General features: G+C 62.8%; 23 protein-coding genes and 1 tRNA gene. 6 read left to right on the top strand and 18 right to left on the bottom strand.

Annotated elements, in window-relative coordinates:
- Positions 1-60: 60 nt before the first annotated feature.
- On the bottom strand, positions 61-1,008 hold the full coding sequence (locus tag N4T19_RS10680; protein ID WP_260720190.1) for a hypothetical protein: 948 nt from the start codon (positions 1,006-1,008) through the stop codon (positions 61-63).
- A 221-nt stretch (positions 1,009-1,229) separates the two neighbouring features.
- Positions 1,230-1,373 carry a hypothetical protein gene (locus N4T19_RS10685; protein WP_165841243.1) on the bottom strand — a complete coding sequence of 48 codons (144 nt, stop codon included), beginning with the start codon at positions 1,371-1,373 and terminating at the stop codon, positions 1,230-1,232.
- A 532-nt stretch (positions 1,374-1,905) separates the two neighbouring features.
- Between N4T19_RS10685 and N4T19_RS10690 the strand changes: the two genes are divergently transcribed.
- Positions 1,906-1,982: transfer RNA gene (locus N4T19_RS10690), tRNA-Arg, on the top strand.
- A 172-nt stretch (positions 1,983-2,154) separates the two neighbouring features.
- Here the strand turns inward: N4T19_RS10690 and N4T19_RS10695 are convergent.
- The 12 genes from N4T19_RS10695 to N4T19_RS10750 all read right to left on the bottom strand — a co-directional run bounded on the left by N4T19_RS10695 (position 2,155) and on the right by N4T19_RS10750 (position 12,524).
- Positions 2,155-3,627: a DegQ family serine endoprotease gene (locus N4T19_RS10695; RefSeq protein WP_116927555.1), complete on the bottom strand. Its 1,473-nt coding sequence runs from the start codon at positions 3,625-3,627 to the stop codon at positions 2,155-2,157.
- A gap of 219 nt (positions 3,628-3,846) precedes the next feature.
- A complete protein-coding gene (locus N4T19_RS10700; RefSeq protein ID WP_116927554.1) occupies positions 3,847-4,608 on the bottom strand; it encodes a sigma-E factor negative regulatory protein in 762 nt (253 codons plus the stop codon).
- A gap of 56 nt (positions 4,609-4,664) precedes the next feature.
- Positions 4,665-5,300, bottom strand: coding sequence for an RNA polymerase sigma factor RpoE (rpoE, locus tag N4T19_RS10705; RefSeq protein WP_182343191.1), 636 nt, complete (start codon positions 5,298-5,300; stop codon positions 4,665-4,667).
- 61 nt (positions 5,301-5,361) lie between these two features.
- Positions 5,362-5,820: a hypothetical protein gene (locus N4T19_RS10710; protein ID WP_182343193.1), complete on the bottom strand. Its 459-nt coding sequence runs from the start codon at positions 5,818-5,820 to the stop codon at positions 5,362-5,364.
- A gap of 214 nt (positions 5,821-6,034) precedes the next feature.
- Positions 6,035-7,279: a beta-ketoacyl-ACP synthase II gene (gene fabF / locus N4T19_RS10715; RefSeq protein ID WP_021027955.1), complete on the bottom strand. Its 1,245-nt coding sequence runs from the start codon at positions 7,277-7,279 to the stop codon at positions 6,035-6,037.
- Positions 7,280-7,363: 84 nt separating this feature from the next.
- A complete protein-coding gene (gene acpP / locus N4T19_RS10720) occupies positions 7,364-7,603 on the bottom strand; it encodes an acyl carrier protein (protein ID WP_021027954.1) in 240 nt (79 codons plus the stop codon).
- Between the two features lie 105 nt (positions 7,604-7,708).
- Entirely contained in the window at positions 7,709-8,455 is a 747-nt protein-coding gene (gene fabG, locus N4T19_RS10725; protein ID WP_116927551.1) for a 3-oxoacyl-ACP reductase FabG, read from the bottom strand.
- Positions 8,452-9,396 carry an ACP S-malonyltransferase gene (gene fabD, locus N4T19_RS10730; RefSeq protein WP_260720191.1) on the bottom strand — a complete coding sequence of 315 codons (945 nt, stop codon included), beginning with the start codon at positions 9,394-9,396 and terminating at the stop codon, positions 8,452-8,454. Before fabD ends, fabG begins: the two co-directional genes overlap by 4 nt.
- A gap of 64 nt (positions 9,397-9,460) precedes the next feature.
- Complete coding sequence (locus N4T19_RS10735; protein ID WP_116927549.1) at positions 9,461-10,441, bottom strand: beta-ketoacyl-ACP synthase III; 981 nt, start codon at positions 10,439-10,441, stop codon at positions 9,461-9,463.
- Between the two features lie 5 nt (positions 10,442-10,446).
- A complete protein-coding gene (gene plsX, locus N4T19_RS10740; protein ID WP_260720192.1) occupies positions 10,447-11,499 on the bottom strand; it encodes a phosphate acyltransferase PlsX in 1,053 nt (350 codons plus the stop codon).
- Between the two features lie 129 nt (positions 11,500-11,628).
- Positions 11,629-11,811, bottom strand: coding sequence for a 50S ribosomal protein L32 (gene rpmF, locus N4T19_RS10745; protein WP_021027949.1), 183 nt, complete (start codon positions 11,809-11,811; stop codon positions 11,629-11,631).
- Positions 11,812-11,966: 155 nt separating this feature from the next.
- Positions 11,967-12,524 carry a YceD family protein gene (locus N4T19_RS10750; RefSeq protein WP_116927547.1) on the bottom strand — a complete coding sequence of 186 codons (558 nt, stop codon included), beginning with the start codon at positions 12,522-12,524 and terminating at the stop codon, positions 11,967-11,969.
- 26 nt (positions 12,525-12,550) lie between these two features.
- Here N4T19_RS10750 and N4T19_RS10755 point away from each other — a divergent pair, with 26 nt between their 5' ends.
- On the top strand, positions 12,551-13,147 hold the full coding sequence (locus N4T19_RS10755) for a Maf family nucleotide pyrophosphatase (protein ID WP_116927546.1): 597 nt from the start codon (positions 12,551-12,553) through the stop codon (positions 13,145-13,147).
- Positions 13,144-13,926: an SAM-dependent methyltransferase gene (locus N4T19_RS10760; RefSeq protein ID WP_260720193.1), complete on the top strand. Its 783-nt coding sequence runs from the start codon at positions 13,144-13,146 to the stop codon at positions 13,924-13,926. The genes N4T19_RS10755 and N4T19_RS10760 overlap by 4 nt, the downstream gene beginning before the upstream one ends.
- An 87-nt stretch (positions 13,927-14,013) precedes the next feature.
- Here N4T19_RS10760 and N4T19_RS10765 read toward each other — a convergent pair whose 3' ends face one another.
- The 4 genes from N4T19_RS10765 to N4T19_RS10780 are packed head-to-tail and all read right to left on the bottom strand — an operon-like array spanning position 14,014 to position 17,197.
- Positions 14,014-15,048, bottom strand: coding sequence for a S49 family peptidase (locus N4T19_RS10765; RefSeq protein WP_116927544.1), 1,035 nt, complete (start codon positions 15,046-15,048; stop codon positions 14,014-14,016).
- Position 15,049: 1 nt separating this feature from the next.
- Positions 15,050-15,427 (bottom strand): Rieske (2Fe-2S) protein, encoded by a 378-nt coding sequence (locus N4T19_RS10770; protein ID WP_021027944.1) that lies wholly within the window; start codon positions 15,425-15,427, stop codon positions 15,050-15,052.
- Positions 15,428-15,487: 60 nt separating this feature from the next.
- Positions 15,488-16,144, bottom strand: coding sequence for an HAD-IA family hydrolase (locus tag N4T19_RS10775; protein WP_116927543.1), 657 nt, complete (start codon positions 16,142-16,144; stop codon positions 15,488-15,490).
- A 21-nt stretch (positions 16,145-16,165) separates the two neighbouring features.
- Entirely contained in the window at positions 16,166-17,197 is a 1,032-nt protein-coding gene (locus tag N4T19_RS10780; RefSeq protein WP_116927542.1) for an RluA family pseudouridine synthase, read from the bottom strand.
- 588 nt (positions 17,198-17,785) lie between these two features.
- On the opposite strand from N4T19_RS10780, the gene N4T19_RS10785 reads away from it, so the two are divergent.
- From N4T19_RS10785 to N4T19_RS10795, 3 genes are all read left to right on the top strand, one after another.
- Positions 17,786-20,866 carry an Rne/Rng family ribonuclease gene (locus tag N4T19_RS10785; RefSeq protein WP_260720194.1) on the top strand — a complete coding sequence of 1,027 codons (3,081 nt, stop codon included), beginning with the start codon at positions 17,786-17,788 and terminating at the stop codon, positions 20,864-20,866.
- A gap of 64 nt (positions 20,867-20,930) precedes the next feature.
- On the top strand, positions 20,931-21,707 hold the full coding sequence (yaaA, locus tag N4T19_RS10790) for a peroxide stress protein YaaA (protein ID WP_182343201.1): 777 nt from the start codon (positions 20,931-20,933) through the stop codon (positions 21,705-21,707).
- 38 nt (positions 21,708-21,745) lie between these two features.
- Entirely contained in the window at positions 21,746-22,627 is an 882-nt protein-coding gene (locus N4T19_RS10795) for a 2OG-Fe(II) oxygenase (RefSeq protein WP_232539419.1), read from the top strand.
- Positions 22,628-22,656: the final 29 nt, after the last annotated feature.

Here is a 22,656-nt window from a genome sequence, read left to right on the forward strand (position 1 = left end):
TGGAACAGGTATTGAGGTTGCGCCGACCGGCGCAGCAGCCTCCCCGTCTTCATCGGCAATCTAAATGGAAGCCACCGATGTGCCCGCCAGCAAGCTGTAGCCGCCAGGGTTGGCCGCTGGCACGATGGCGACCGACACGCTGACCTGGCCATCGCCTCTCACGGTATTGGCGGTGGCCGTGACCGTGCAGCTCGCCGTGCTGGCGCCCTCTGCAATCTCCAGCGGACCGGCGCAACCACTGTAGCGCGCCGTGTCCCCGGAGGTGCTCAGCCCCACGGTCAGCGCAGCCTGCGCAGGCCGGCTCAATCTCAGGGTGCAGCTAGCAGTTTGCCCGTCGGAATCCAACAGCTGCGTCTTGTCGCACAGTATGGAGGCCGTAGGCGGCACCACTTCGAAGTTGGCCGATACCGAGGCCAGCGGCCCGACCACTTCGATATTGTCGATGGCGCCAACAAAGCCGCTGGATCCATTGCCGGCGCCACCCTCCACGGCAAAGACCACCATGTCGGCAAAGCGCGGGTCGGCCTGGAAGTCCGAAAATGGCCGTCGTATGTTGGGATCAAAGCCACCTTGCGCCGCACTGCGCCCTTGCCAAACGATGCCGTGGAGCATATCGGCGGTGGTCCACTGGTTGAGGCCCACACCGTGCACGCCGGCGATGTCCGGGGTGTAGACCAGGGTCTGCGTATGCACCCCTTGCGCATTGCGCAGGTACAGCCGCAGCACGGGCGCCTGGTCGACCACATCGGTGCTGTGCACCAGCCATTGGTAGGAGACGGTGGTCAGCTCCGACAGCTTGCCGAAGGTGGCAGCAGGGTAGTAAGCGAGCCCGGCCTTGGACGAGGTGACAGGCAAGTCAAGGCGCAGCGAGCCATTGCCGCTGTTGGGAAAGTCGGTGGTGACCCAGGCCAGGCCTGCACTGGTCTGCCCCACCTGCCCCCACTGGTCGGGGCCGCTGCTGCCCCATTGGAATGTCGCCTCCGGCACCACATCCGCTGCGGCAACCACGGCAGCGCTCGCGCCCGGTGCCCATAAGCATGCCCAAAACCAGACCGCGCCTACTGAAAAAATGCGAAACAACAGCTTCATAGTCACTTCAAACGTTGGAACGCATTGTTGCTTCTAGATGTAAACAAGCCCAGCGTTTTATTATTTATTTCTATCGCAATGATGTTTTTTGGGAATGCGTGGAGGGGCCAGAGGCGACGGTGTCAGCACGGAGCATGCGGTCATTCCGCCGTTTCACGGTGCCAGCGCAGGCTTAAAAATCCCAGCACCAGTGCGAAGACCGTCAACAACACCAGTAGCAGCCCACCCAGCTTGGGAGCGGGCCGAGACAGGACACCAGACGCCTGCTCGGTCACGGCCTCCATGCTGTGTCGCACACGGTGGAAAACCGTGCCATCGTCTGGCGCAAGCGCCGTGGCGGCAGCCTGCATGTCAGGGCTGGGCACCGCCACCCCTTGTGCCCATGCGCTGGCCCGCCGTCCTGCGTAGAGCCCTTGGCTATCTGCCCCTGTGTGCTGTGACCCCAGGTTGTGGGCTGCCGACAGGTCTCCGGATGAGGCAGCCGTGGGCACGGCATGCGTGAGCATGCAGCCCGATGCCATCCACCAGCCTAGAACCAAACACCTGCACCACCTCATATCAGCAGCCATATACAGAAATTAACAATGTCGCTAACTATCGGACTGTGCTTGCCAACGGTCAATCCCCAAAATTAGTGAATATCTACTACGGCTGCCCTGGGCGCTGCAGGCTGCTGGCCTCACCTCTGGTGCCGCAATAATGGGCGCAGCACCTCCAGATCCGGATGCAGCAAGTGCCTCTTGACCACCGTGCTTGCTGCCAGCACATCAGAAAGATGGCAGTGATCAAAAATTGCGTGCTATAATCGACAGCTTAGCGGCTGTAGCTCAGCTGGATAGAGTACTTGGCTACGAACCAAGGGGTCGTGGGTTCGATTCCTGCCAGCCGCACCAAACGTAAAGCCTCAGAGTAGCAATGCTCTGAGGCTTTTTCGTTGCTGGGTATTGGGTATTGGGTATTGGGTATTGGGCAGTGCCTGGCTCTTTCACACCCATCCATGAAAAAAGCCGATTTCCATGGCGGAAACCGGCTTGTGGTCAGCACAGCGACAAAGCGCGCAGTGACTTACTTGGTCGGGCGGATCAGCACATATTGCGTCCACTCACCGCGGCGGAACAGCACGTTGACGGGCTTGGACTTGTCGGCCTTGGCCACGGCAGCGTCGAACTGCTTGACGTCATTGATCTCGGTGTTGGCAATGCCCAGGATCACATCACCTTGCTTGAGACCAGCACGGGCAGCGGCTTCATCGGCCGACACAATCTGCACTCCACCCTTGAGGTGCATGGACTTGCGCTGCGCATCGGTCAGATCCGTGACCACCAGACCCAGTTGCTGGGCAGCAGTGGAAGGCTTGGACTTCTCTGGCTCCTTGCTGGTGGCAGCAGCGTCTGCAGCAGCATCCGACGGAATTTCGATGATGGTGATCGGCAGGTCCAAGGTCTTGCCACGGCGGAACACCGTGACGGTGCTCTTCGAGCCTGGCTTGGTGTTGCCCACCCAGCGCGGCAGATCCGCCAGCTTCTCCAGCGGCTTGCCATCGAACTTGGTGATGATGTCACCCGCTTCGACGCCCGCCTTCTCGGCGGGCGAGCCGCTTTCCACACCCGTTACCATCGCGCCCTGGGCCTTGCCCAGACCGATGGATTCAGCCACATCCTTGCTCACGGTGGAGATTTGCACACCAATCTTGCCACGCACCACACGGCCGGTGGCGCGCAGCTGGTCGCTCACGCGCACCGCTTCATCGATAGGGATCGAGAACGAGATGCCCATGAAGCCACCCGAGCGCGAGTAGATCTGGCTGTTGATGCCCACCACCTCGCCTCGCATGTTCAACAGCGGGCCGCCCGAGTTGCCGGGATTGATGGCCACATCGGTCTGGATAAAGGGCAGGTAGTCGCCCGTGTCGCGCTGCTTGGCAGAGACAATGCCGGCGGTCACCGAGTTTTCCAGGCCAAAGGGCGAGCCGATCGCCATCACCCACTCGCCCACGCGCAGGCGGTTCACGTCGCCAATCTTGACGGCGGGCAAGCCGGTGGCATCGATCTTCACCACAGCCACATCGGTGCGCTTGTCGGCGCCCACGATCTTGGCCTTGAACTCGCGCTTGTCGGTCAGCGTCACGATCACTTCATCGGCACCATCGACCACATGCGCGTTGGTCATCACATAGCCGTCGGCCGTCAGGATAAAACCCGAACCCAGGCCGCTGGGCACCTCATCGCCATCGGCGCCGGGGCGCTGGGGGCGTTGCTGCTTGGGGATGCTGGGCACCGGCAAGCCAAAGCGCTTGAAGAACTCCAGCATCTCCGGATCGAGGCCGCTTTGGCTTTGGCGGTTGGACACCTTCTCCATCGTGCGGATATTGACCACCGATGGGCCCACCTGGTCGACCAGGTCGGTGAAATCGGGCAGGCCACGCACCACAGCAGGTGCAGGGGTCTGGGCCGCTGCCGGCAGCATCATCGCGCTGCTGACGGACAGGATGGCCGCCAGTGCACTGATCTGAAAAGGCTTCCAACGCTTTAGAGACATATCACTCCTCAATTTGACAATATGGCGGCACCGTATACGCAGTGATTCAATCGCGTCGCTCGTGGTGCCCTGCCGCAATTGGAGGGGCAATAGGCCTCAAGGTTCCAAGCGTGCATCACCATCAGATAGGCAGCAAAACCCAGGTTTCAAGCCTTTGCGCGCGAAAGGCATAAAAAAACACCTGCCATGCAGGTGTTATTTGAGGGGTTCAGCGCATCATCAGCACAAACGTGAAGCCTTGTCGGCGCAGCCATCGCTGCGCTTTTCGGCATTGAAAGTGGCATTGCGCAAGAAGCCCGCTGGCATTTGCAGGTTGGCGGTGCCGCCAATCTGCCCGCGTGCCGCCAGCAGCTCATCCAGGCGCGGATCGCGCAGCATGATGCTGGAGTTCTGGCCCACCGTGACCTGCTGCTGCACCAGGCCTTGGGCATTGGACGCGGCAGACCTTGGTGACGCAGCCGAGGCAACCACCTGCGGCGCAGCAGCTGCTGCCATCTGCTGGCGAGCCTCATTGCCTGCGCCACCCGAGAGCAAACCGATGCTGTTCCAGCCGACCATCGCCACAGCGGCCACGGTAGCAAAGCCAGCCACCATCTTCCAGCGGAAGACCGAATGGTTCGCAGCATCCTGCGCGGCTGGCTGGACGGTCTGCACAGCGGCAGCGGCCACCGCCGGCACGGCGACAGCACCAGGCACGGGCTGGCCCTGGTCGGCCAACGGCGGCTCCAGTGCAATCTTGGCATTGAGCGCATCCAGGAATGCCAGGCTGTCGGAGCACGGTGTGTGCGCCGAGCGCATCAGATCGCCAATGACCTGGTAGGACTGCACCGAGGCGTAGCAGGCCTCGTCCTGGGCCAACTCCGGCAGCTCGGCCAGCAGCTGGCCGAGCGCCTGGTCGTCCAGCTCACCATCGACCCAGGCGGACAACTGCTCACAGGCCGCCTGCATGCTCATGTTCGATGCTTGGTTTTCGAGATTCATAGCCATATTCCTAGCGGGCCCCAGGCCCTTGCAGCCAGTCATCACACTCATATCAGCTACCAACGCTTGCCAGACTGGCGTTCAAGCATGGGCTTTACCTTGGCGGAAATCGCCTCGCGGGCGCGGAAAATACGCGACCGTACCGTACCGATGGGGCAATCCATCGCAGCGGCAATGTCTTCATAAGACATGCCTTCAATCTCACGCAGCACGATGGCCTGTCGCAGGTCCTCGGGCAACGCGTCCATCGCCGTGTTCACCGCCTGGGCAATTTCCTGGGCGGCAATCACCGTTTCAGGCGTCTCATCGGTCGTTAGTTCGCGCCCGGGCACATAAGTTTCATCGTCATCGTCTTTTCCGCGCAGCGCGCTCTCGGTCATCACCGGGTTGCGGCTGAGCTCGACCATCGCCTTCTTGGCGGTATTGACGGCAATTCGGTACAGCCAGGTGTAGAACTGCGCATCACCCCGGAACTGCGGCAGCGCGCGGTAGGCGCGCAAAAAGGTTTCCTGGGCCAGATCGGGCACCAGATCCACATCGCGCACCATGCGCCCGATCAGGCGCTCGATGCGGCGCTGGTACTTGAGCACCAGCAGGCCATAGGCTTTTTGATCTCCTGCCACCGTGCGCTGCACCAGGTGCAGATCGCTGTCATTTGCATTCGGGGTACTGGCCGTTGGCGTTCCCGTCATAAAAGAGGCCCTCTTGGCGCTACAAGCTTGCAGCTATTGTTGTGGTTGTTCAGCTGTAGGCTTACACCTGATGGATGTTCTGCGGTTCAGCGGCAAGCGACGAGTATAAAACCCGACGAATATCCGGCCAGCGCTCTGGATTAGCGGCTCTCGCCACAAGCAGCCACTGACTGGGGCACCGGCTTGGCAACCCCTGGGCCTGCAGCAATATCCAGGATTGCCCATCCATCAGCACGGTCAGTGGCCCCAGTTCCTGGCGCTGCTCCAGCGCCAACGGGGCTGGCCCAAGGCACCACTGAGAGCCAGTCCAGTGCAAACAAGTTCCCTGCGGCCACAGCGGCATGCGCCAGACCAGCCCTACCGCCAATGCCATTACCGCCACTGCCAAGGCGCGCGGCAAGGCCGTAGGAGCTGCTGCATGCATCCAGGCCAGGCACAGCAGCGCGACCAGGCAGACCCAGCCGGCCAACAGCAGGCGGACGCGGCTTGGGCTCACCAGCGCAAAGGACTGCAAGGCCATCAAGGCAGTTGGGCGATGGTGGGGCATGGCTGGGCGGCTATTGACAGAGGCATCACCCCATTCTGCAGTGCACCCATCAGCGATCCCGCAGGGCAAACCCCGTGTTGAAGCGCCAACACCGTGCTGACCGAAGCAGCGCAAAAACAACAAAGGCCTCTGTCACAGAGGCCTTATCCCAGCGTGGCTGGTGTGACGCACCAGGCGCCAACCACCATCAAACGCGTTTGAACACCAGGGTGCCGTTGGTACCGCCAAAACCAAAGTTGTTCTTGACGGCGATGTCCAGCTTGGCATCGCGCGCGGTGTTGGCGCAGTAGTCCAGATCGCATTCCGGATCCTGGTCCACCAGATTGATGGTCGGAGGAATCTTCTGGTCCTTCAAGGCCATCACGGTAAAGACGCTCTCCAGACCGCCAGCACCACCGAGCAAATGGCCGGTCATGGACTTGGTCGAGCTGACCACCAGCTTCTTGGCATGCTCGCCCATGGCTGCCTTGATGGCATTGGTCTCATTGAGGTCACCCAGCGGCGTGGAGGTGCCGTGGGCATTGAGGTAGTCCACCTGGTCGGCGTTGACACCTGCATTGCGCAGAGCAGCCAGCATGGCGCGGCGCGGGCCGTCCATATTGGGCGCGGTCATGTGACCGGCGTCAGCGCTCATGCCGTAACCCAGCAACTCGGCATAGATCTTGGCACCACGGGCCTTGGCGTGTTCGTACTCTTCGAGCACCACGATACCGGCACCCTCACCCAGCACAAAGCCGTCACGGCCCTTGTCCCAGGGGCGCGATGCCGCCTTGGGATCGTCATTGCGTGTGGACAGCGCGCGCATCGCTGCGAACCCCCCCACACCCAATGGAGAAACAGTTGCTTCGGTACCACCTGCAATCATGACGTCGGCATCGCCGTACTCGATCATGCGACCGGCTTCACCAATGCAGTGCAAACCTGTCGTGCAAGCAGTCACCACCGACAGGTTCGGGCCCTTGAAGCCAAAACGCATCGATACATGACCTGCGACCATATTGATGATGGACGCGGGAACAAAGAAAGGCGTGATGCGACGCGCACCACGGCGCTCATATTCACCGTGCGTGTTCTCAATCAGTGGCAGACCACCGATACCCGAACCAATCACACAGCCAATACGAGTTGCGAGCTCTTCATCCAGTGCCTCGCCCAAAGGCAGGCCGGCGTCTTTCACTGCCTCTTGGGCAGCGGCAATGCCGTAATGAATGAAGGAGTCCATCGTGCGTGCTTCCTTGGCACTCATATAGGACTCAAGGTCGAAGCCCTTGACCTCACCTGCAATCTTGCAGCTGAAATCCGTGGTGTCGAACTTGGTAATGAGGTCAATGCCGGATTGACCGGCCAAAATGTTGGACCAGGCTTCAGCAACCGTGTTACCCACGGGGCTGATGCAACCCAGACCAGTCACGACGACGCGACGGCGACTCATGCGTTACAACTTTCTTGTTGATCTCTCGGAAGATTGGCAGCAAGACACTTGCGCCACAAGGGCGCCAAGTGCATGCGCAATCAATTAAGCCTTTTGGTGGCTGTTGGCGTAGTCGATGGCGTTCTGCACCGTCGTGATCTTCTCTGCGTCTTCGTCAGGGATCTCGATCTCGAACTCATCTTCCAAAGCCATCACCAGTTCCACGGTGTCCAGCGAGTCAGCGCCCAGGTCGGCTACAAAAGCCTTTTCGTTCGTTACTTGAGACTCTTCCACGCCGAGTTGCTCGGCGATGATTTTCTTGACACGTGCTTCGATATCGCTCATGGTTTCCCTCTGGGGGTTGTGAATGAACCCGCGATTCTAGCTGCTTCAGCAATACCTGAGTGCAACTTGCCGTCGCGAGGAAACGGCATTCAACTTTCGTCAAATCTACATATACATGCCGCCATTGACATGCAACTCCTGCCCGGTCACATAACCGGCGCCATCTGAGGCCAAATAGACCACAGCGTTGGCAATGTCTTGCGGCTGTCCCAGCTTGCCCAAGGCAATCTGCGACTGCAGTGCTTTCTTCTGCTCTTCGGGCAACTGGGCCGTCATATCGGTCTCGATAAAACCAGGCGCCACGCAGTTGACCGTGATGCCACGGCTGCCCAACTCCTTGGCCAGCGAGCGCGTCATACCTGCCACACCCGCCTTGGCGGCCGCGTAGTTGGCCTGACCGGCATTGCCCGATGCACCCACCACACTGGTGATGCTGATGATACGGCCAAAACGCTGCTTCATCATCGGACGGATGGCAGCGCGGCTGGCGCCGAACACGGCCTTCAGGTTGGTGCCCAGCACGGCATCCCAGTCCTCGTCCTTCATGCGCATGGCCAGCGTGTCGCGGGTGATGCCGGCGTTGTTGACCAGCACATGCAAGCCGCCCTGGGTCTTGACCAGGCTGTCGATCAGCGCTTCGACGGCGGCGCCATTGTTCACATCCAGCGCCACACCACGCGAGCCGGCAAAGGCCGACAGCGCTTGCGAGATCTTGGCAGCGCCGTCTTCGGTCGTTGCCGTGCCGATCACTTGGTAGCCGGCAGCGCCGAGCGCCTGGGCAATGGCTGCGCCAATACCGCGCGATGCGCCGGTAACCAGGGCGACTTTGGCTGTTGAAGTGGTTTCAGTCATGCGATGGCTTCTCTGGTTTCTTGCAAAGTGGCGGGGTCATACAGAGCCACACCGACGAGTTCAGGGTCGATGCGCTTGGTCATGCCGGTGAGCACCTTGCCCGGGCCGCACTCGACCAGGTGGGTCGCGCCCAGCGCACGCAGGCGCTGCACGCACTCCACCCAGCGCACGGGGCCAAAGGCCTGGCGGTAGAGCGCATCACGGATCGCATCGGCATCGGTAGGCATCGCCACATCGATGTTGTTGAGCACCGGAATCTGGGGCGCGGCCAGTTGCAGCTCTGCCAGTGCCAGCTTGAGCTTTTCAGCGGCGGGCTTCATCAGGCTGGAATGGAAAGGCGCAGACACGGGCAGCGGCAGCGCGCGCTTGGCACCGGCTTCCTTCACGGCCAGGCTGGCCGCTTCCACCGCAGCCTTGGAGCCGGCGATAACCGTCTGGCCAGGGTCGTTGAAGTTCACTGCCTCGACCACTTCGGCGCCGCCCAGCTGGGCCGTCACCTGGGCGCACACGGCCTTGACCTTGTCCGCATCCAGGCCCAGCACTGCCGCCATGGCGCCAGCACCCACAGGCACGGCCTCTTGCATGGCAGCACCCCGCAGGCGCACCAGCGGCGCGGCCTGGCTCAGGGTCAGCACACCGGCAGCCACCAGCGCGGAATACTCGCCCAGCGAGTGGCCTGCAACCGCTATCGGCATGGGGCCGCCTTCGGCTTGCCAGACACGCCATGCGGCCACGCCAGCGACCAGCATCACCGGTTGGGTATTGGCGGTCAGCGCCAGCGTTTCTTTGGGGCCGTTCTGGATCAGCGCGCCCAGGTCTTCACCCAGCGCATCCGAGGCCTCTTGCAGCGCCTGAACCACTGCGGGGTGGCCACCCCAGGCATCGAGCATGCCCACAGACTGCGAGCCTTGGCCCGGAAATACAAATGCAAAAGCGCTCATGTCTCGGTTCAATCAGTTTTTATCAATCAGCGGATGACAGCGGTCTCGGCAACGCCGAGCCATGCTACATCGTCAGCAGCACGGCACCCCAGGTGAAGCCACCGCCCACGCCTTCGAGCATCACATTCTGCCCGGGCTTGACCTGGCCGCTGCGCACGGCGTGGTCCAGCGCCAGCGGGATCGAGGCCGCCGAGGTGTTGCCATGCTGGTCGACGGTAACGACCACCTTCTCCGGCGCGAGCTTGAGCTTGCGCGCCGTGCTCATCATGATGCGCAGGTTGGCCTGGTGCGGAATCAGCCAATCGATATCGGCTTCCTGCATCTTGGCCTTTTCGAGCGCGGCGCGTGCGGCCTTGTCCAGCACACCGACGGCGAGCTTGAACACCGCCTGGCCATCCATGCGCAGCAGCGGCGAGCCAATCACCTGGCCACCCGAGACATTGCCCGGCACGCACAGAATGTCGACATGGCTGCCATCGGCATGCAGCTCGGTGGCCAGGATGCCGGGCTTGTCAGACGCTTCCAGCACCACAGCGCCGGCGCCATCGCCAAACAGCACGCAGGTCGTGCGGTCATTGAAGTCGAGAATGCGGCTGAACACCTCGGCACCCACCACCAGCACGCGCTTGGCGCTGCCGGACTTGATCATCGAGTCCGCCACCGTCAGTGCGTAGACAAAACCGCTGCACACCGCCTGCATGTCAAACACCGGGCAGCCATTGGCAATGCCCAGCTTGTGCTGCAGGATCGCGGCGGTCGAGGGGAACACCATGTCCGGCGTCGAGGTCGCGACAATGATCAGGTCGATATCGCTGGCCTGGATATTGGCGGCCTGGAGCGCGTTCTTCGACGCCTCCAGCGCCAGATCGCTGGCTACGACATCGGGCGCTGCAAAATGGCGCGCCTTGATACCGGTGCGCTCCACAATCCACTCGTCGGAGGTTTCCAGACCGCGCGTGGCCATCTCAGCGGCCAACTCATCATTGGTGACACGACGTGGCGGCAAATAGCTGCCAGTGCCGATAATGCGGGAATAAATACTCATCGAATTCAGGTAGGAGACGTCACGGTTTTGGCAGCAGCATTGCTGTCTGCCGACATCAGCAGGGGCGCTGCCGTCTGAATCTTGGTCTGCACACGCCCCAGCAAATCATTGCGGGCGGCATCATAGGCGCGCCGCAAGGCATGCTCATACGCCACCGCGTCGGCCGAGCCATGGCTTTTGAAAACCAGGCCGCGCAATCCGAGCAATGCAGCCCCATTGTAGCGGCGGTGGTCCACCCGCTTCATCAAGCGCGCCAGCACCGGGTAAGCGATCACTGCGGCGATCTTCGTGAGCAGGTTGCGTTTGAACTCTTGTTTGAGCCCGTTGCTGATCATGCTGGCCACGCCTTCGCTGGCCTTGAGCGCGACATTGCCGACAAAGCCATCACAGGTCACGATATCGACCGTGCCCTTGAAGATGTCATTGCCTTCGACATTGCCGTAAAAATTGAGGTAACCCGACTGGCCAGCGGTGCGCAGCAGCTCGCCGGCGCGCTTAATGACCTCGCTGCCCTTGATGGCTTCTTCACCAATATTGAGCAGGCCAACGGTGGGGTTTTCTTTGTTTTCCAGGGCGCTGACCAAGGCCGAGCCCATGACGGCGAACTGCAGCAGATGCTCTGCACTGCAATCCACATTGGCGCCCAGGTCCAGCACCGTGGTGGCGCCGCCCTTGGCGTGGGGAAGTTGGGTGGCGATAGCCGGGCGGTCAATGCCCTCCAGCGTCTTGAGCACATAACGGGCAATGGCCATCAGCGCCCCGGTATTGCCCGCCGACACGGCTGCCAGTGCGGCGCCCGACTTCACCTGGCTGATGGCAACCCGCATCGAAGAATCCTTCTTCTTGCGCAGCGCCACTTCCACCGGGTCATCCATAGTGACCACTTCGCTTGCAGGCACGATGGTGGCACGCTCGTGCTGAAAAGACTGCAATGCCTCAGGCTGCCCGACCATCAACAGATGGGCATCAGGGTGGCTATCCAAAAACTTCTTGCATGCGGGTAGCGTGACACGGATACCTGCGTCCCCACCCATGCAATCCACGGCCAGTGTGATCATTCGTTCGGTAATTCTTTGACGTTGTTCGCACCGAGTTCCAGCTCGGCGCGCAGCGCGCCGCAAACTGGCAAGAAATAAAAAAGGCCCGCGCTACTATGTAGCTGCGGGCCTTTTTTATACAGCTATGGCTTAGGCTTCCGACTTGTTCTTCAGCACTTGGCGGCCACGGTAGAAACCGTTGGGGCTGATGTGGTGACGCATATGGGTTTCACCGGTGGTGGGTTCCACAGCGATGCCAGGCACGTTCAGTGCGTTGTGCGAACGGTGCATGCCGCGCTTGGAAGGGGATTTCTTGTTTTGTTGAACAGCCATGATGGCTCCTGAGTCTTGAAAGGGTTGGTGACATGGCCTGCGCAATCACAAACGCATGCCCGAAATTTACGCGACTAGCCCATTAAAGACACGAGGGATTCGCGCGAAGCCTCAAATTATAGCAAAGATCGCAAGCAGGCTTCAAGCCACCCGAACTAGGATTGGGTTTTATCAATGCGCAGCGATGCCAGCGCCGCGAAGGGATTGGCTTTTTCCGCAGGGCGGTCGTCAAAATCCTGGGTGGCGGACTCCAGCTTTACATCCACCGGGCAGACCTCGTGCATGGGCACCATGGGCAGTGCCATCAGCAACTCATCCTCGATCAGCTCCAGCGCATCGATCTGGGGCGCCAGCACCAGCACATCTTCTTCGCTCTCGTCATCGAGCGCTGCCGCCGTGGCCTCGTCCTTCACAAAGCGAAAGGAGCGGCTGCTTTCCACCGCCACATCCACCGGGCGCATGCAGCGCTGGCACTGCAGCTGCACCTGGGTTTCGGCATGCAGATGCAGCCAGGCCTGGCCAGGGCCGCCGGTCGATTCCACCCATTCACCATCGAGCACCCAGCGCACGGGCTCGGCGGCAGCGGCCTCGCCGCGCTGGTCTTCGGCCAGCAAGCGGGCCAGCTGCCCCAGGGGCAGCTCGCCTTCCAGCGCCGCGTTTTGGTGGGCAAAAGCCTTGATCTCAAGGCGATTGACTGAAAATTCCTTTGTCATGCGCGCCAGTGTAAGAGAATCTGGGCATGTCTGAATCCCTGATGCCCCGCGCCCTTGTACTGGGCTCCACCTCCCGCTACCGGCGAGAGCTTCTGTCGCGCTTTCGCCTGCCCTTCGAGACCGCCTCGCCCGATGTGGATGAAACCCCACAGCCCGGCGAAAGCCCCGCCGCGCTGGCGCTGCGCCTGGCGCTGGCCAAGGCCCATGCGGTGGCCGCCCAGTACCCCGATGCCATCGTGATTGGCTCGGACCAGGTGGCCGACCTGCACGGCCAGCCGCTGGGCAAGCCGATGGTGCATGACAAAGCCGTGGAGCAGTTGCGCGCGATGAGCGGGCAAAGCATGCAGTTCCACACCGCCGTGGCCGTGGTCTGCCAGGCCACTGGCTTTGCGCAGGCCGATACCGCCGTGGTGCGCACGGTGTTCCGCCCGCTCGAAGACGCTGAGATCGAGCGTTATCTGGTGGCAGAAACACCCTATGACTGCGCCGGCAGCGCCAAGAGCGAAGGCCTGGGCATCACTCTGCTCGACGCCATCGAGAGCGACGACCCCACCGCCTTGATCGGCCTGCCCCTGATCCGCACAGCCCGTTTGCTGCGCGCTGCCGGATTGGTGTTGCCATGAACCAACAAACAACCAAAGGGCGCCTGTTCCTGGTGCCGACCCCCCTCGATTTTGGCTGCGCCACCGAGGCGCCGCTGACCGATGTGCTGCCGCTGCACACCGTGCAAGCCGCCGCCCGCATCACCCACTGGGTCTGCGAGAACGCCAAAAGCTGCCGCGCCTTTCTCAAGCGTGTGGATGCGGTGGCGCCCCTGGCGCTGCCGCTGCAGCAGCAAAACATTGCCGAGCTGCCGCGCGAAGCCCATAAAAAAGGCGACCACCACCCGCAGACCAGCGCTGGGAGCGATAGCAGCAGCCTGATTGCCGCTGCGCTGCAAGGCCATGATATGGGACTGGTGAGCGAAGCGGGCATGCCCGCGATTGCCGACCCCGGCAGCTCGGTGGTGCGCGCCGCCCATGACGCAGGCATCGACGTGGTTCCGCTGGTTGGCCCCACCTCGCTGCTGCTGGCACTGGCCGCCAGCGGCCTCAATGGCCAGAACTTTGCGTTTGTCGGCTATGTGCCCAGCGACGCCTCCGATCGCAGCGCCCGCCTGCGTGAGCTCGAGCAACTGGCGCTGCGCCAGGGCCAGACCCAGATCTTCATCGAGACGCCCTACCGCAACCAGGCGCTGCTGGGTGCGCTGCTGCAAACCCTGCAGCCCAACACGCGCCTGTCCATCTCCAGCGGACTGACCCTGGAGAGCGCCAATACGCAAAGCCGCCTGGTCAAGCAGTGGAAGCCACTCAACACCAGCCTGGACAACCGCACGCCCATGGTGTTTGCCATTGGCCGCTAAGCCCCGTTAATGGCTGCAGCCGTTGCGGCACGCCCATGAAAAAAGCGGTGCCTCGGCACCGCTTTGTCATTCAAGCCTTGAAGGCTGTCAGCGCACGCTGGGCAGCAGCGACATCGAGCGCAGGGTGCCGACCGCGCCCGCGCCGACCGAGGCACCAAAACGCTTGGCAAAGCGCTCGGCCACATTGTCGCGGCGCGTGTAGTCCACCACCTCTTCGGCACCCACGACATCGCGGGCCACCTGGTCGAGGCTGCCCAGGCCATCGGCCAGGCCCAGCTTCACGGCCTCCTGGCCCGTCCAGAACAGGCCGCTGAAGGTGTCCTCGGTTTCCTTCAAACGGTCACCCCGGCCCTGGCGCACGACCTGGATGAACTGCTGGTGAATCTGGCTCAGCATCTGCTGCGCATAGGCCTTTTGCTTGTCATTCATGGGGCTGAATGGATCGAGCATGCCCTTGTTGGCGCCAGCGGTGAGCAAGCGGCGCTCCACGCCCAGCTTTTCCATCGTGCCGGTAAAACCAAAACCATCCATCAGCACGCCAATGCTGCCGACGATGCTGGCCTTGTCGACATAGATGCTGTCAGCCGCAGAGGCAATGTAATACGCGGCAGAGGCGCAGGACTCCTCGACCACCGCATACATCGGCTTCTTGTACTGGGCCTTGAGGCGCACGATCTCGTCATTGATCATGCCCGCCTGCACGGGGCTGCCACCGGGCGAGTTGATCAGCAGCACCACGGCCTTGGCGCCGTCATCCTCAAAAGCGGTGCGCAGGGCCGCAATCACAAATTCGGCACTGGCGTCCGCGCCGGAGGCGATCTCCCCCTTGAGCTCGACCACAGCCGTGTGCTCGGTCGAGGTCTTGGCGGCCGATCCGTCCGAGCCAAACAGGTAGCTGACAAACGCAACCACCAAGCCCAGCCAGACCAGGCGAAAGAAAATCTTCCAGCGGCGCGCTGCGCGCTGCTCCTTGAGCGTGTCAAAGGCCAGGCGCTCCAGCACCGAGCGCTCCCAGCCCGGGCTGGGTGCTGCGGCAGCGGCAGGCGCCGCTGCGGCCGTCTGCCCCCACAGGTCGGGCGCCGGCGGCGGATTGTGCTGAGGGTTGTTGTCCATGGGGTTCATCTTAAAAATCAAGAGGTTGGAGACGGTTATCCGTGTGCCAATAGACCACGCCATCACTCTCACTCAGCGCAACCTTGACCAAACCGCCACGACAGGGACCGCCGGCACAGGCTCCAGTATCGGGCACATAGGCGGCGCCATGGGTGGCGCAGAGCAACCAATTACCTGTGTCGTCGAAAAACCGCCCCGGCTGGTAGTCCATCTCCATCGCCACATGGGTGCATCGGTTCAGATAGGCATGGACTCCCGCGTGGTAGCGGATGGCAAAGGCCTGGCAGGTCTGACCGGCATAGACCACATCAAAGGCCACCGCGCGCCCACCGTGCAGCAGCGCATCGCTCTGGCACAAGGCAATCATCTGCGCCGGTACTTCCGCCATCACCGCACCTGTTCACCGAGGTTCATCTGACTGTACATACAGACAGTAATTGCACCATAGCTAGGCATGATCCGCCATCCACTGTTGCAGTTCAGCAACGGTATGGGCCACATACAAGGGGTTGAAGGCCTCAAAACCCACATGGTGGTGGGCGCCGTAGCTCACTCCCACGCTGGCGCAGCCGGCATTGACGGCCATTTGCAGGTCATGCGTGGTGTCGCCCACCATCAGCAGACGCTCGGGCGCCACATCCAGCTCGGCCATCAGCTCCTGCAGCATCAGCGGATGGGGCTTGCCAGCCGTCTCGTCCGAGGTGCGCGTCGCATGGAAGCGCCCCTTGAGCAAGGTCGTATCCAGCACACGGTCCAGCCCCCGGCGGTTCTTGCCGGTGGCAATGGCCAGCAGGTGGCCGCTGGCGGTCAGCTGGTCGAGCAGCTCCAGCACGCCGTCAAACAAGGTCACCTGCTCCTGGCGCTTGAGGAAATGCAGCCGGTAGCGGTTGGTCAGCGCCACCATCTGGTCCTCCGGCACATCGGGCGCGGCATGGCGCAGCGCGCTTTGCAGGCTCATGCCGATCACATACTTGGCATCCGCCAGGCTGGGCACCGTGCCACCCACATCCCGCACCGCATCCTGGATCGATAGCGCAATGGCCGCGGTCGAGTCAAACAGGGTGCCATCCCAGTCAAAGGCAATCAGGTCAAATTGGCGGGCCATGGGGTTCTCTTTCTATATCTGTCACAAAACTGATCCATCGGCCGCCGAGGCCGCCGCCACAAAGTCTGCCAGCTCCAGCGGCAGCTCGGCGCCCAGTTGCACGCGCTCTGCCGTCTGCGGGTGGTTGAACTGCAGGCGCCAGGCGTGCAGGAACATGCGCTTGAGGCCATGTTTGGCCAGGCGCTTGTTCAGATCGAAGTCGCCATATTTCTCATCGCCGGCAATCGCATGGCCGCTGCTGGCCAGGTGCACGCGGATCTGGTGGGTGCGGCCGGTCTTGATGGTCACCTCCAGCAGGCTCATCGCTGGCAGGCCCAGCTGGTGCCGGGCCGCAAACACCTGTTGCACCTTGACCAGCGAGACCGAGCGCATGCCCTCGGGGTCATCGGCCGTGGTGGCGCGCACGCGGCGCTCGCCATCGGGCAGCAGGTATTTGCGCAGGGGGGTGTCGATCACCTTCTTGTTGGCCGTCCATTCGCCGATGACCAGCGCCAGGTAGGTCTTGCCGGTCTCCCGCTCGCGGAACTGGTCCTGCAGATGGGTCAGCGCCGAGCGCTTCTTGGCCACCAGCAGGATGCCCGAGGTTTCGCGGTCGAGCCGGTGCACCAGCTCCAGAAAGCGGGCATCGGGGTGGGCGCGGCGCAGCTGCTCGATCACGCCAAAGCTGACGCCCGAGCCCCCATGCACGGCCACGCCTGCGGGTTTGTTGATCGCCAGCATGACATCGTCATCGAGCAACAAGGGAAACTCCCTAGCTGGCACCGCGCGCTCGGCTTCGTCCGGTTTTGCTGCGACGCGCACCGGCGGAATCCGCACCACATCGCCGGGCTGGACGCGAGTGTCCGCTGTCGCGCGGCCCTTGTTGATACGGACTTCACCCTGGCGGATGATGCGGTAGACATGGGTCTTGGGTACGCCCTTGAGGTGGCGCATCAGAAAATTGTCCAGGCGCTGGCCTGCGTCGTCGGGGTGGACCTCGACCAGCCTTACAGCCACTGGGGGTGCTTGTGGACTACGGGGCTCGCCCGGTTTGCCCCCTATAATATGTTTCACCTGCGCGATAGAGTTATTGGTTTACCGGTGAGCAGTTTAATTCACCCACCAGTACCCGCACAGGCCGGTCGATGTCTGGCTGATCGCCTTGCCGCCCCACCTGCATACCAAAAGATTGCGCAGGGGACGCCAAGTGAATCAGGCGGACAGACACATTGAAACAACGAAAAAACAGATTTTTGGCGACAGCTGTCGCAAAGGCCTGCAACCAGGCCCCGCCCAGCTGATCGTCTTCACACCAAACATGTTGATTTTGTGGGCTTGGATGGCAACTCTCTGGCACAGCAGCAGCTGTGCGCCAGTGCGTCTTGCTGTGCCCGCTGTGCGCATGTTCTCAGGGCAAATATCCCAGCCGGAGGCAGCCCAGCGCTGGCTGGCTGCTTATTTACATGCCCTCTCCCGCGTGCCTAGATCCCCTGTGCTGACATAAGTATTACCAGCAAACATGACACGCTCTGTGAATTCTTTCGTTTCTCTGCGTCTGTCCCGGCATCTGTGGCTCCAGTAAGAGCCTGTTTATTGTTGGGATTGGAGACAGGTGCCTGACTGACAAAGGCAGCCTGTCCCGCATTACGAAGGACGCGCATCATGAAACGGATGCTGATCAACGCCACGCAAGCTGAAGAGCGCCGCCTCGCCATTGTTGATGGCCAAAAGCTGCTGGACTACGAAATTGAAATCGAAGGCCGCGAACAACGCAAAGGCAATATCTACAAAGCCGTTGTTACCCGGGTCGAGCCCTCCCTGGAAGCCTGCTTTGTCGACTACGGCGAAGACCGCCACGGCTTTCTGCCCTTCAAGGAAATCTCCAAGCAGTATTTCGCCGAAGGCGTCTCCCCCAGCCAGGCCCGCATCAACGATGTGATCAAGGAAGGCCAGGAACTGATCGTTCAGGTCGAGAAGGAAGAGCGTGGCAACAAGGGCGCGGCCCTGACCACCTTCATCTCGCTGGCAGGTCGCTATGTGGTGCTGATGCCCAACAACCCCCGGGGTGGTGGTGTCTCGCGCCGCATCGAGGGCGACGAGCGCGCCGAGCTCAAGGAGGCCATGGACCAGCTCGAATACCCCAAGGGCATGTCCATCATCGCGCGCACGGCCGGCATTGGCCGCAGCGCGCCTGAGCTGCAATGGGACCTGAACTACCTGCTCAAGCTCTGGGGCGCCATCGACGGCGCTGCCAAGTCGGGCAAGGGCGCCTTCCTGATCTACCAGGAATCGAGCCTGGTGATCCGTGCGATCCGCGACTATTTCCACAATGACATCGGCGACATCCTGATCGACACCGATGACATTTATGAACAAGCCCAGCAGTTCATGGCCCATGTGATGCCTGAGCACGCTGCCCGCGTCAAGCGCTACCGCGATGACGCGCCGCTGTTCAGCCGCTTCCAGATCGAGCACCAGATCGAGTCGGCCTACTCGCGCACCGTGACGCTGCCATCGGGCGGCGCCATCGTGATCGACCACACCGAAGCGCTGGTCTCCATCGACGTGAACTCGGCCCGCGCCATCAAGGGCGGTGATATCGAGGAAACCGCCACCCGCACCAACCTGGAAGCCGCTGACGAAGTGGCCCGCCAGATGCGCCTGCGCGACCTGGGTGGCCTGATCGTGATCGACTTCATCGACATGGAAGAGTCGAAGAACCGCCGCGATGTGGAAAGCCGCCTGCGTGACGCGCTACGCCAGGACCGCGCCCGGGTGCAGTTCGGCACCATCAGCAAGTTCGGCCTGATGGAGATGAGCCGCCAGCGCCTCAAGCCAGCGCTGAGCGAAGGCGCCCACATCAACTGCCCACGCTGCGGCGGCTCCGGCCACATCCGCGATGCGGAAAGCTCGGCGCTGCAGATCCTGCGCATCATCCAGGAAGAGTCGATGAAGGACAACACGGCAGCGGTGAACTGCCAGGTGCCTGTCGAAGTTGCCTCCTTCCTGCTCAACGAAAAGCGCACCGAAATCCAGAAGATCGAGCTCAAGCAGCGCGTGTCCGTCACCATGGTGCCCAACAAGGCGCTGGAGACCCCGCACTACAAGCTCGAGCGCATGAAGCACGACGACCCGCGTCTGGACTCGATGGAAGCGAGCTACAAGCTGGCCGACCCCGAAGAGGAAAGCCTGGGCTTTACCCGCCGCTCGCAAGAGCCGACCAACAAGCAGACCCCTGTCATCAAGGGCGTGCTGCCCGATGCACCGGCACCGATTGCCGAGCCACGCCCGGCGCCCGCTGCCCGTACGGCCAGCCCGCACAACGGCAAGCCCGCTGGCAGCCCCGCCGCAGTGCCTGCTGCCGCTCCAGTGGCTGCCCCGCAAAAGGGCTTCTTCGCCTGGCTCAAGCGCTTCTTCGGTATGGCCCCTGAGCCCGCACCAGCGCCCGTGCCAGCACCCGCAGCAGCACCTGCTGGCGAGGCCCGCCGTGAAAACCGCGATGGCCGCAACGCCAACAACCGTGGCGGCCGGGGTGACCGTGCAGAGCGCGGCGACCGCGGTGAGCGCAAGGATGGCAACCGCCCCGCCCGTGGCGAGCGCGCCGAAGGCGAACAACGCGGCGAGCGCAATGGCCGCGGCAACAACGGCGCAGCCGATGGCAGCCGCAGCCCCCGTGGTGGCGACCAGGAAGGCCGCAACCGCCGTGGTGAGCGCGGTGACCGCCAGGAGCGCAACCGCCGTGACGACGCCCCGCTGAACCCGCAAGCCGGCGACAACGCCGCAGCCAATGGCGAGCGCCAGGAACGCGCACCCCGCCCCGAGCGCGCTCCCCGCGAGCCGCGTGAAGGCCGCCGTGACCGTGGTGCTGAACGTGGTGAGCGCCAGGACCGCCGCAACAACGGTGACGAGGCGGCCCAGCCCCTCAACGCCGTGGCACCGGCGCCGATCAACGCCGATGCGGTGATTGCCTCGCTGCCATCGCTGGACCTGGAGACCGGCAACCAGACGGCCCCAGCCGCCGATGCAGATGGCGCAACGCCTGAGCGCCGTGAGCGCCGCTCGCGTGACCGCTATGGCCGCGACCGCCGCAACCGTGGTGAGCGCGAGCGCAATGGCCGCGACGAGCAGGCCGAAGGCGACAACGCCGCCGCCGACTCGGGCTTTGGCGCCGATGTCGTCCCGGCCTCCTCCAGCGTGTCGCAAGATGGCGACGAGGCACCCCGCCGCAGCTACTTCAACGCAGCGCCTGCCGCGGCATCGGCAGATACCCCGGCGCCTGCGGTGGCCGATGGGGCAGCAGCTCCTGCGCCTGTGGCCCAGGGCGAGGTACCGGTTGCCGCTCAGCAAGCTGCTCCCGCAGTGGCTCCAGCAGCCCCCGCAGTGTCTGATGCGCCTGCTGCACCTGTGGCGCCTGTCGCAGCAGCACCGGTCGCCGCCCCAGCCCCAGCCCCTGCGCCTGCCGCTGCAGCGCCTGCCAAGGCCGGTCTGCCAGCGATTGCCAGCTACGCGCTGCCCCTGGATGCACTGCACCAGATCGCCAGCACCGCAGGTCTGCAATGGATCAACTCCGATGCCGACAAGATCGCAGCCGTGCAAGCGGCCATTGCGGCCGAGCCCAAGCCCGTGCATGTCCCGCGTGAGCGCCAGCCCGTGGTGCAGATCGACCAGGGCCCGCTGATCCTTGTCGAGACGCGCAAGGATCTGACCGACCTGGTGCTGCCTTTTGAGCGCGAATCCGCTTAAAAAGCGCTGACCCCGCAACCCTCAGGCCGGAGCGATCCGGCCTGTTTCATTGATGGAGCCCCTGATGCTGTTTCTGCTCTCGCCCGCCAAATCTCTGGACTATGAAACCCCGCTGCCTGCGGGCCTCGCCAGCACGCAGCCCCAGTTCATTCCCCAGTCCAAGGCCTTGATCGCAGTGCTGCGCACGCAGTCGCCCCAGCAGATTGCCAGCCTGATGGACATCAGCGACAAGCTCGCTGCGCTGAATGTGGCCCGCTATGAGGCCTGGTCGCCCAAATTCAGCAGCAAGAACGCGCGCCAGGCCATCATGGCTTTCAACGGCGATGTCTACGACGGCCTGCAGGCCCCCACCTTGAGCGCCAAGCAGCTCGACTGGGCGCAGTCCCACCTGTGCATGCTCAGCGGCCTCTACGGCGTGCTGCGCCCGCTCGACCTGATGCAGCCCTACCGGCTGGAGATGGGCACGCGCCTGGCGACCGACCAGGGCAGCAACCTCTACCACTTCTGGGGCACGCAGATCGCCGACTACCTCAATGCGCAGCAGGCGGACGAAGACAAGCCCGTGGTCGTCAACCTGGCCTCGCAGGAGTACTTCAAATCGGTCGACCGCAAGGTGCTGCGCGCCCGCGTCATCGACTGCAGCTTTGAAGACTACAAGAACGGCCAGTACAAGATCATCAGCTTCTTTGCCAAGAAGGCACGCGGCCTGATGGCGCGCTACGCCATCGAGCACCAGACCAAGACGCCGGCGGCCTTGAAGAAGTTCAGCACCGCCGGTTATGCCTTCGCGCCCGAGGCCTCGAGTGAAGACCATTTCGTGTTCAGGCGCAAAGTCGATTGATGCGACTTTGATGCACAATGGGCCGCGAAAGGAATCTGATGACAGCCTCGCAACCCCTCACCCCGGAACTGCGCGCCTGGATCATTGATCAGGCCAGCGCCGGCGTCAGCGCCGACCGCGTCTTCAAAGCCATGTGCGATGCCGGCTGGAACGCCGATGTCGCCGAGTCCGCGATGGAATCGGTGCTGACCGAGCACCTCGCGCAGTTGCAGGCGAGCAAGGACACCGCCGCTGCGGCGGCCTCCCTGCCAGCTGCCCTGTCCCGTCCCCTGCCCGAGCCCAACCTGGGCCAATCGCCCTCCACCATCGATGTCGGTGACCGCGAGGTCAGCGTGTTGCTGGCCCTGCAGCACCCGCGCGTCGTCGTATTCGGCAATCTGCTGTCCGACGAGGAGTGCGACGCCATCATCGCTGCGGCCGAGCCGCGCATGCAGCGCTCGCTGACCGTTGAGACCCAGACCGGTGGCGAAGAAGTCAATGCCGACCGCACCAGCGACGGCATGTTCTTCCAGCGCGAGGAGACGCCCGCCGTCGCCGCGCTGGAGCGCCGCATCGCCAAGCTGGTCAACTGGCCGGAAAACCATGGCGAGGGCCTGCAGGTGCTGCACTACCGGCCTGGCGCCGAGTACAAGCCGCACTACGACTATTTCGACCCGACCCAGCCGGGCACGCCGACGATTTTGAAGCGTGGCGGCCAGCGCCTGGCCACCTTGGTGATCTACCTGAACAACCCGCAAGCCGGCGGCGGCACCAGCTTCCCCGATGTGGGGCTGGAAGTGGCGCCGCGCCGCGGCAATGCGGTGTTCTTCAGCTACCCCGCGCCCGACCCCGCAACCAAAAGCCTGCATGGCGGCTCACCGGTGATTGCCGGCGAGAAATGGATCGCCACCAAGTGGTTGCGCGAGGGCGAATTCAAGTAAACCGCTGCCGCCGCCGGGCCCCCGCGCCG

Source organism: Comamonas squillarum (genome assembly GCF_025309455.1).
Lineage (GTDB): Bacteria > Pseudomonadota > Gammaproteobacteria > Burkholderiales > Burkholderiaceae_C > Comamonas > Comamonas squillarum.

What these genes read in the sequence shown, in the direction of transcription:
- N4T19_RS10685 (WP_165841243.1), bottom strand. Translation starts at nt 1,373, where the DNA reads ATGGAGGCCGTGACCGAGCAGGCGTCTGGTGTCCTGTCTCGGCCCGCT.
- N4T19_RS10695 (WP_116927555.1), bottom strand. Translation starts at nt 3,627, where the DNA reads ATGTCTCTAAAGCGTTGGAAGCCTTTTCAGATCAGTGCACTGGCGGCC.
- N4T19_RS10700 (WP_116927554.1), bottom strand. Translation starts at nt 4,608, where the DNA reads ATGAATCTCGAAAACCAAGCATCGAACATGAGCATGCAGGCGGCCTGT.
- rpoE (WP_182343191.1), bottom strand. Translation starts at nt 5,300, where the DNA reads ATGACGGGAACGCCAACGGCCAGTACCCCGAATGCAAATGACAGCGAT.
- N4T19_RS10710 (WP_182343193.1), bottom strand. Translation starts at nt 5,820, where the DNA reads ATGGCCTTGCAGTCCTTTGCGCTGGTGAGCCCAAGCCGCGTCCGCCTG.
- fabF (WP_021027955.1), bottom strand. Translation starts at nt 7,279, where the DNA reads ATGAGTCGCCGTCGCGTCGTCGTGACTGGTCTGGGTTGCATCAGCCCC.
- acpP (WP_021027954.1), bottom strand. Translation starts at nt 7,603, where the DNA reads ATGAGCGATATCGAAGCACGTGTCAAGAAAATCATCGCCGAGCAACTC.
- fabG (WP_116927551.1), bottom strand. Translation starts at nt 8,455, where the DNA reads ATGACTGAAACCACTTCAACAGCCAAAGTCGCCCTGGTTACCGGCGCA.
- fabD (WP_260720191.1), bottom strand. Translation starts at nt 9,396, where the DNA reads ATGAGCGCTTTTGCATTTGTATTTCCGGGCCAAGGCTCGCAGTCTGTG.
- N4T19_RS10735 (WP_116927549.1), bottom strand. Translation starts at nt 10,441, where the DNA reads ATGAGTATTTATTCCCGCATTATCGGCACTGGCAGCTATTTGCCGCCA.
- plsX (WP_260720192.1), bottom strand. Translation starts at nt 11,499, where the DNA reads ATGATCACACTGGCCGTGGATTGCATGGGTGGGGACGCAGGTATCCGT.
- rpmF (WP_021027949.1), bottom strand. Translation starts at nt 11,811, where the DNA reads ATGGCTGTTCAACAAAACAAGAAATCCCCTTCCAAGCGCGGCATGCAC.
- N4T19_RS10750 (WP_116927547.1), bottom strand. Translation starts at nt 12,524, where the DNA reads ATGACAAAGGAATTTTCAGTCAATCGCCTTGAGATCAAGGCTTTTGCC.
- N4T19_RS10755 (WP_116927546.1), top strand. Translation starts at nt 12,551, where the DNA reads ATGTCTGAATCCCTGATGCCCCGCGCCCTTGTACTGGGCTCCACCTCC.
- N4T19_RS10760 (WP_260720193.1), top strand. Translation starts at nt 13,144, where the DNA reads ATGAACCAACAAACAACCAAAGGGCGCCTGTTCCTGGTGCCGACCCCC.
- N4T19_RS10765 (WP_116927544.1), bottom strand. Translation starts at nt 15,048, where the DNA reads ATGAACCCCATGGACAACAACCCTCAGCACAATCCGCCGCCGGCGCCC.
- N4T19_RS10770 (WP_021027944.1), bottom strand. Translation starts at nt 15,427, where the DNA reads ATGGCGGAAGTACCGGCGCAGATGATTGCCTTGTGCCAGAGCGATGCG.
- N4T19_RS10775 (WP_116927543.1), bottom strand. Translation starts at nt 16,144, where the DNA reads ATGGCCCGCCAATTTGACCTGATTGCCTTTGACTGGGATGGCACCCTG.
- N4T19_RS10785 (WP_260720194.1), top strand. Translation starts at nt 17,786, where the DNA reads ATGAAACGGATGCTGATCAACGCCACGCAAGCTGAAGAGCGCCGCCTC.
- yaaA (WP_182343201.1), top strand. Translation starts at nt 20,931, where the DNA reads ATGCTGTTTCTGCTCTCGCCCGCCAAATCTCTGGACTATGAAACCCCG.
- N4T19_RS10795 (WP_232539419.1), top strand. Translation starts at nt 21,746, where the DNA reads ATGACAGCCTCGCAACCCCTCACCCCGGAACTGCGCGCCTGGATCATT.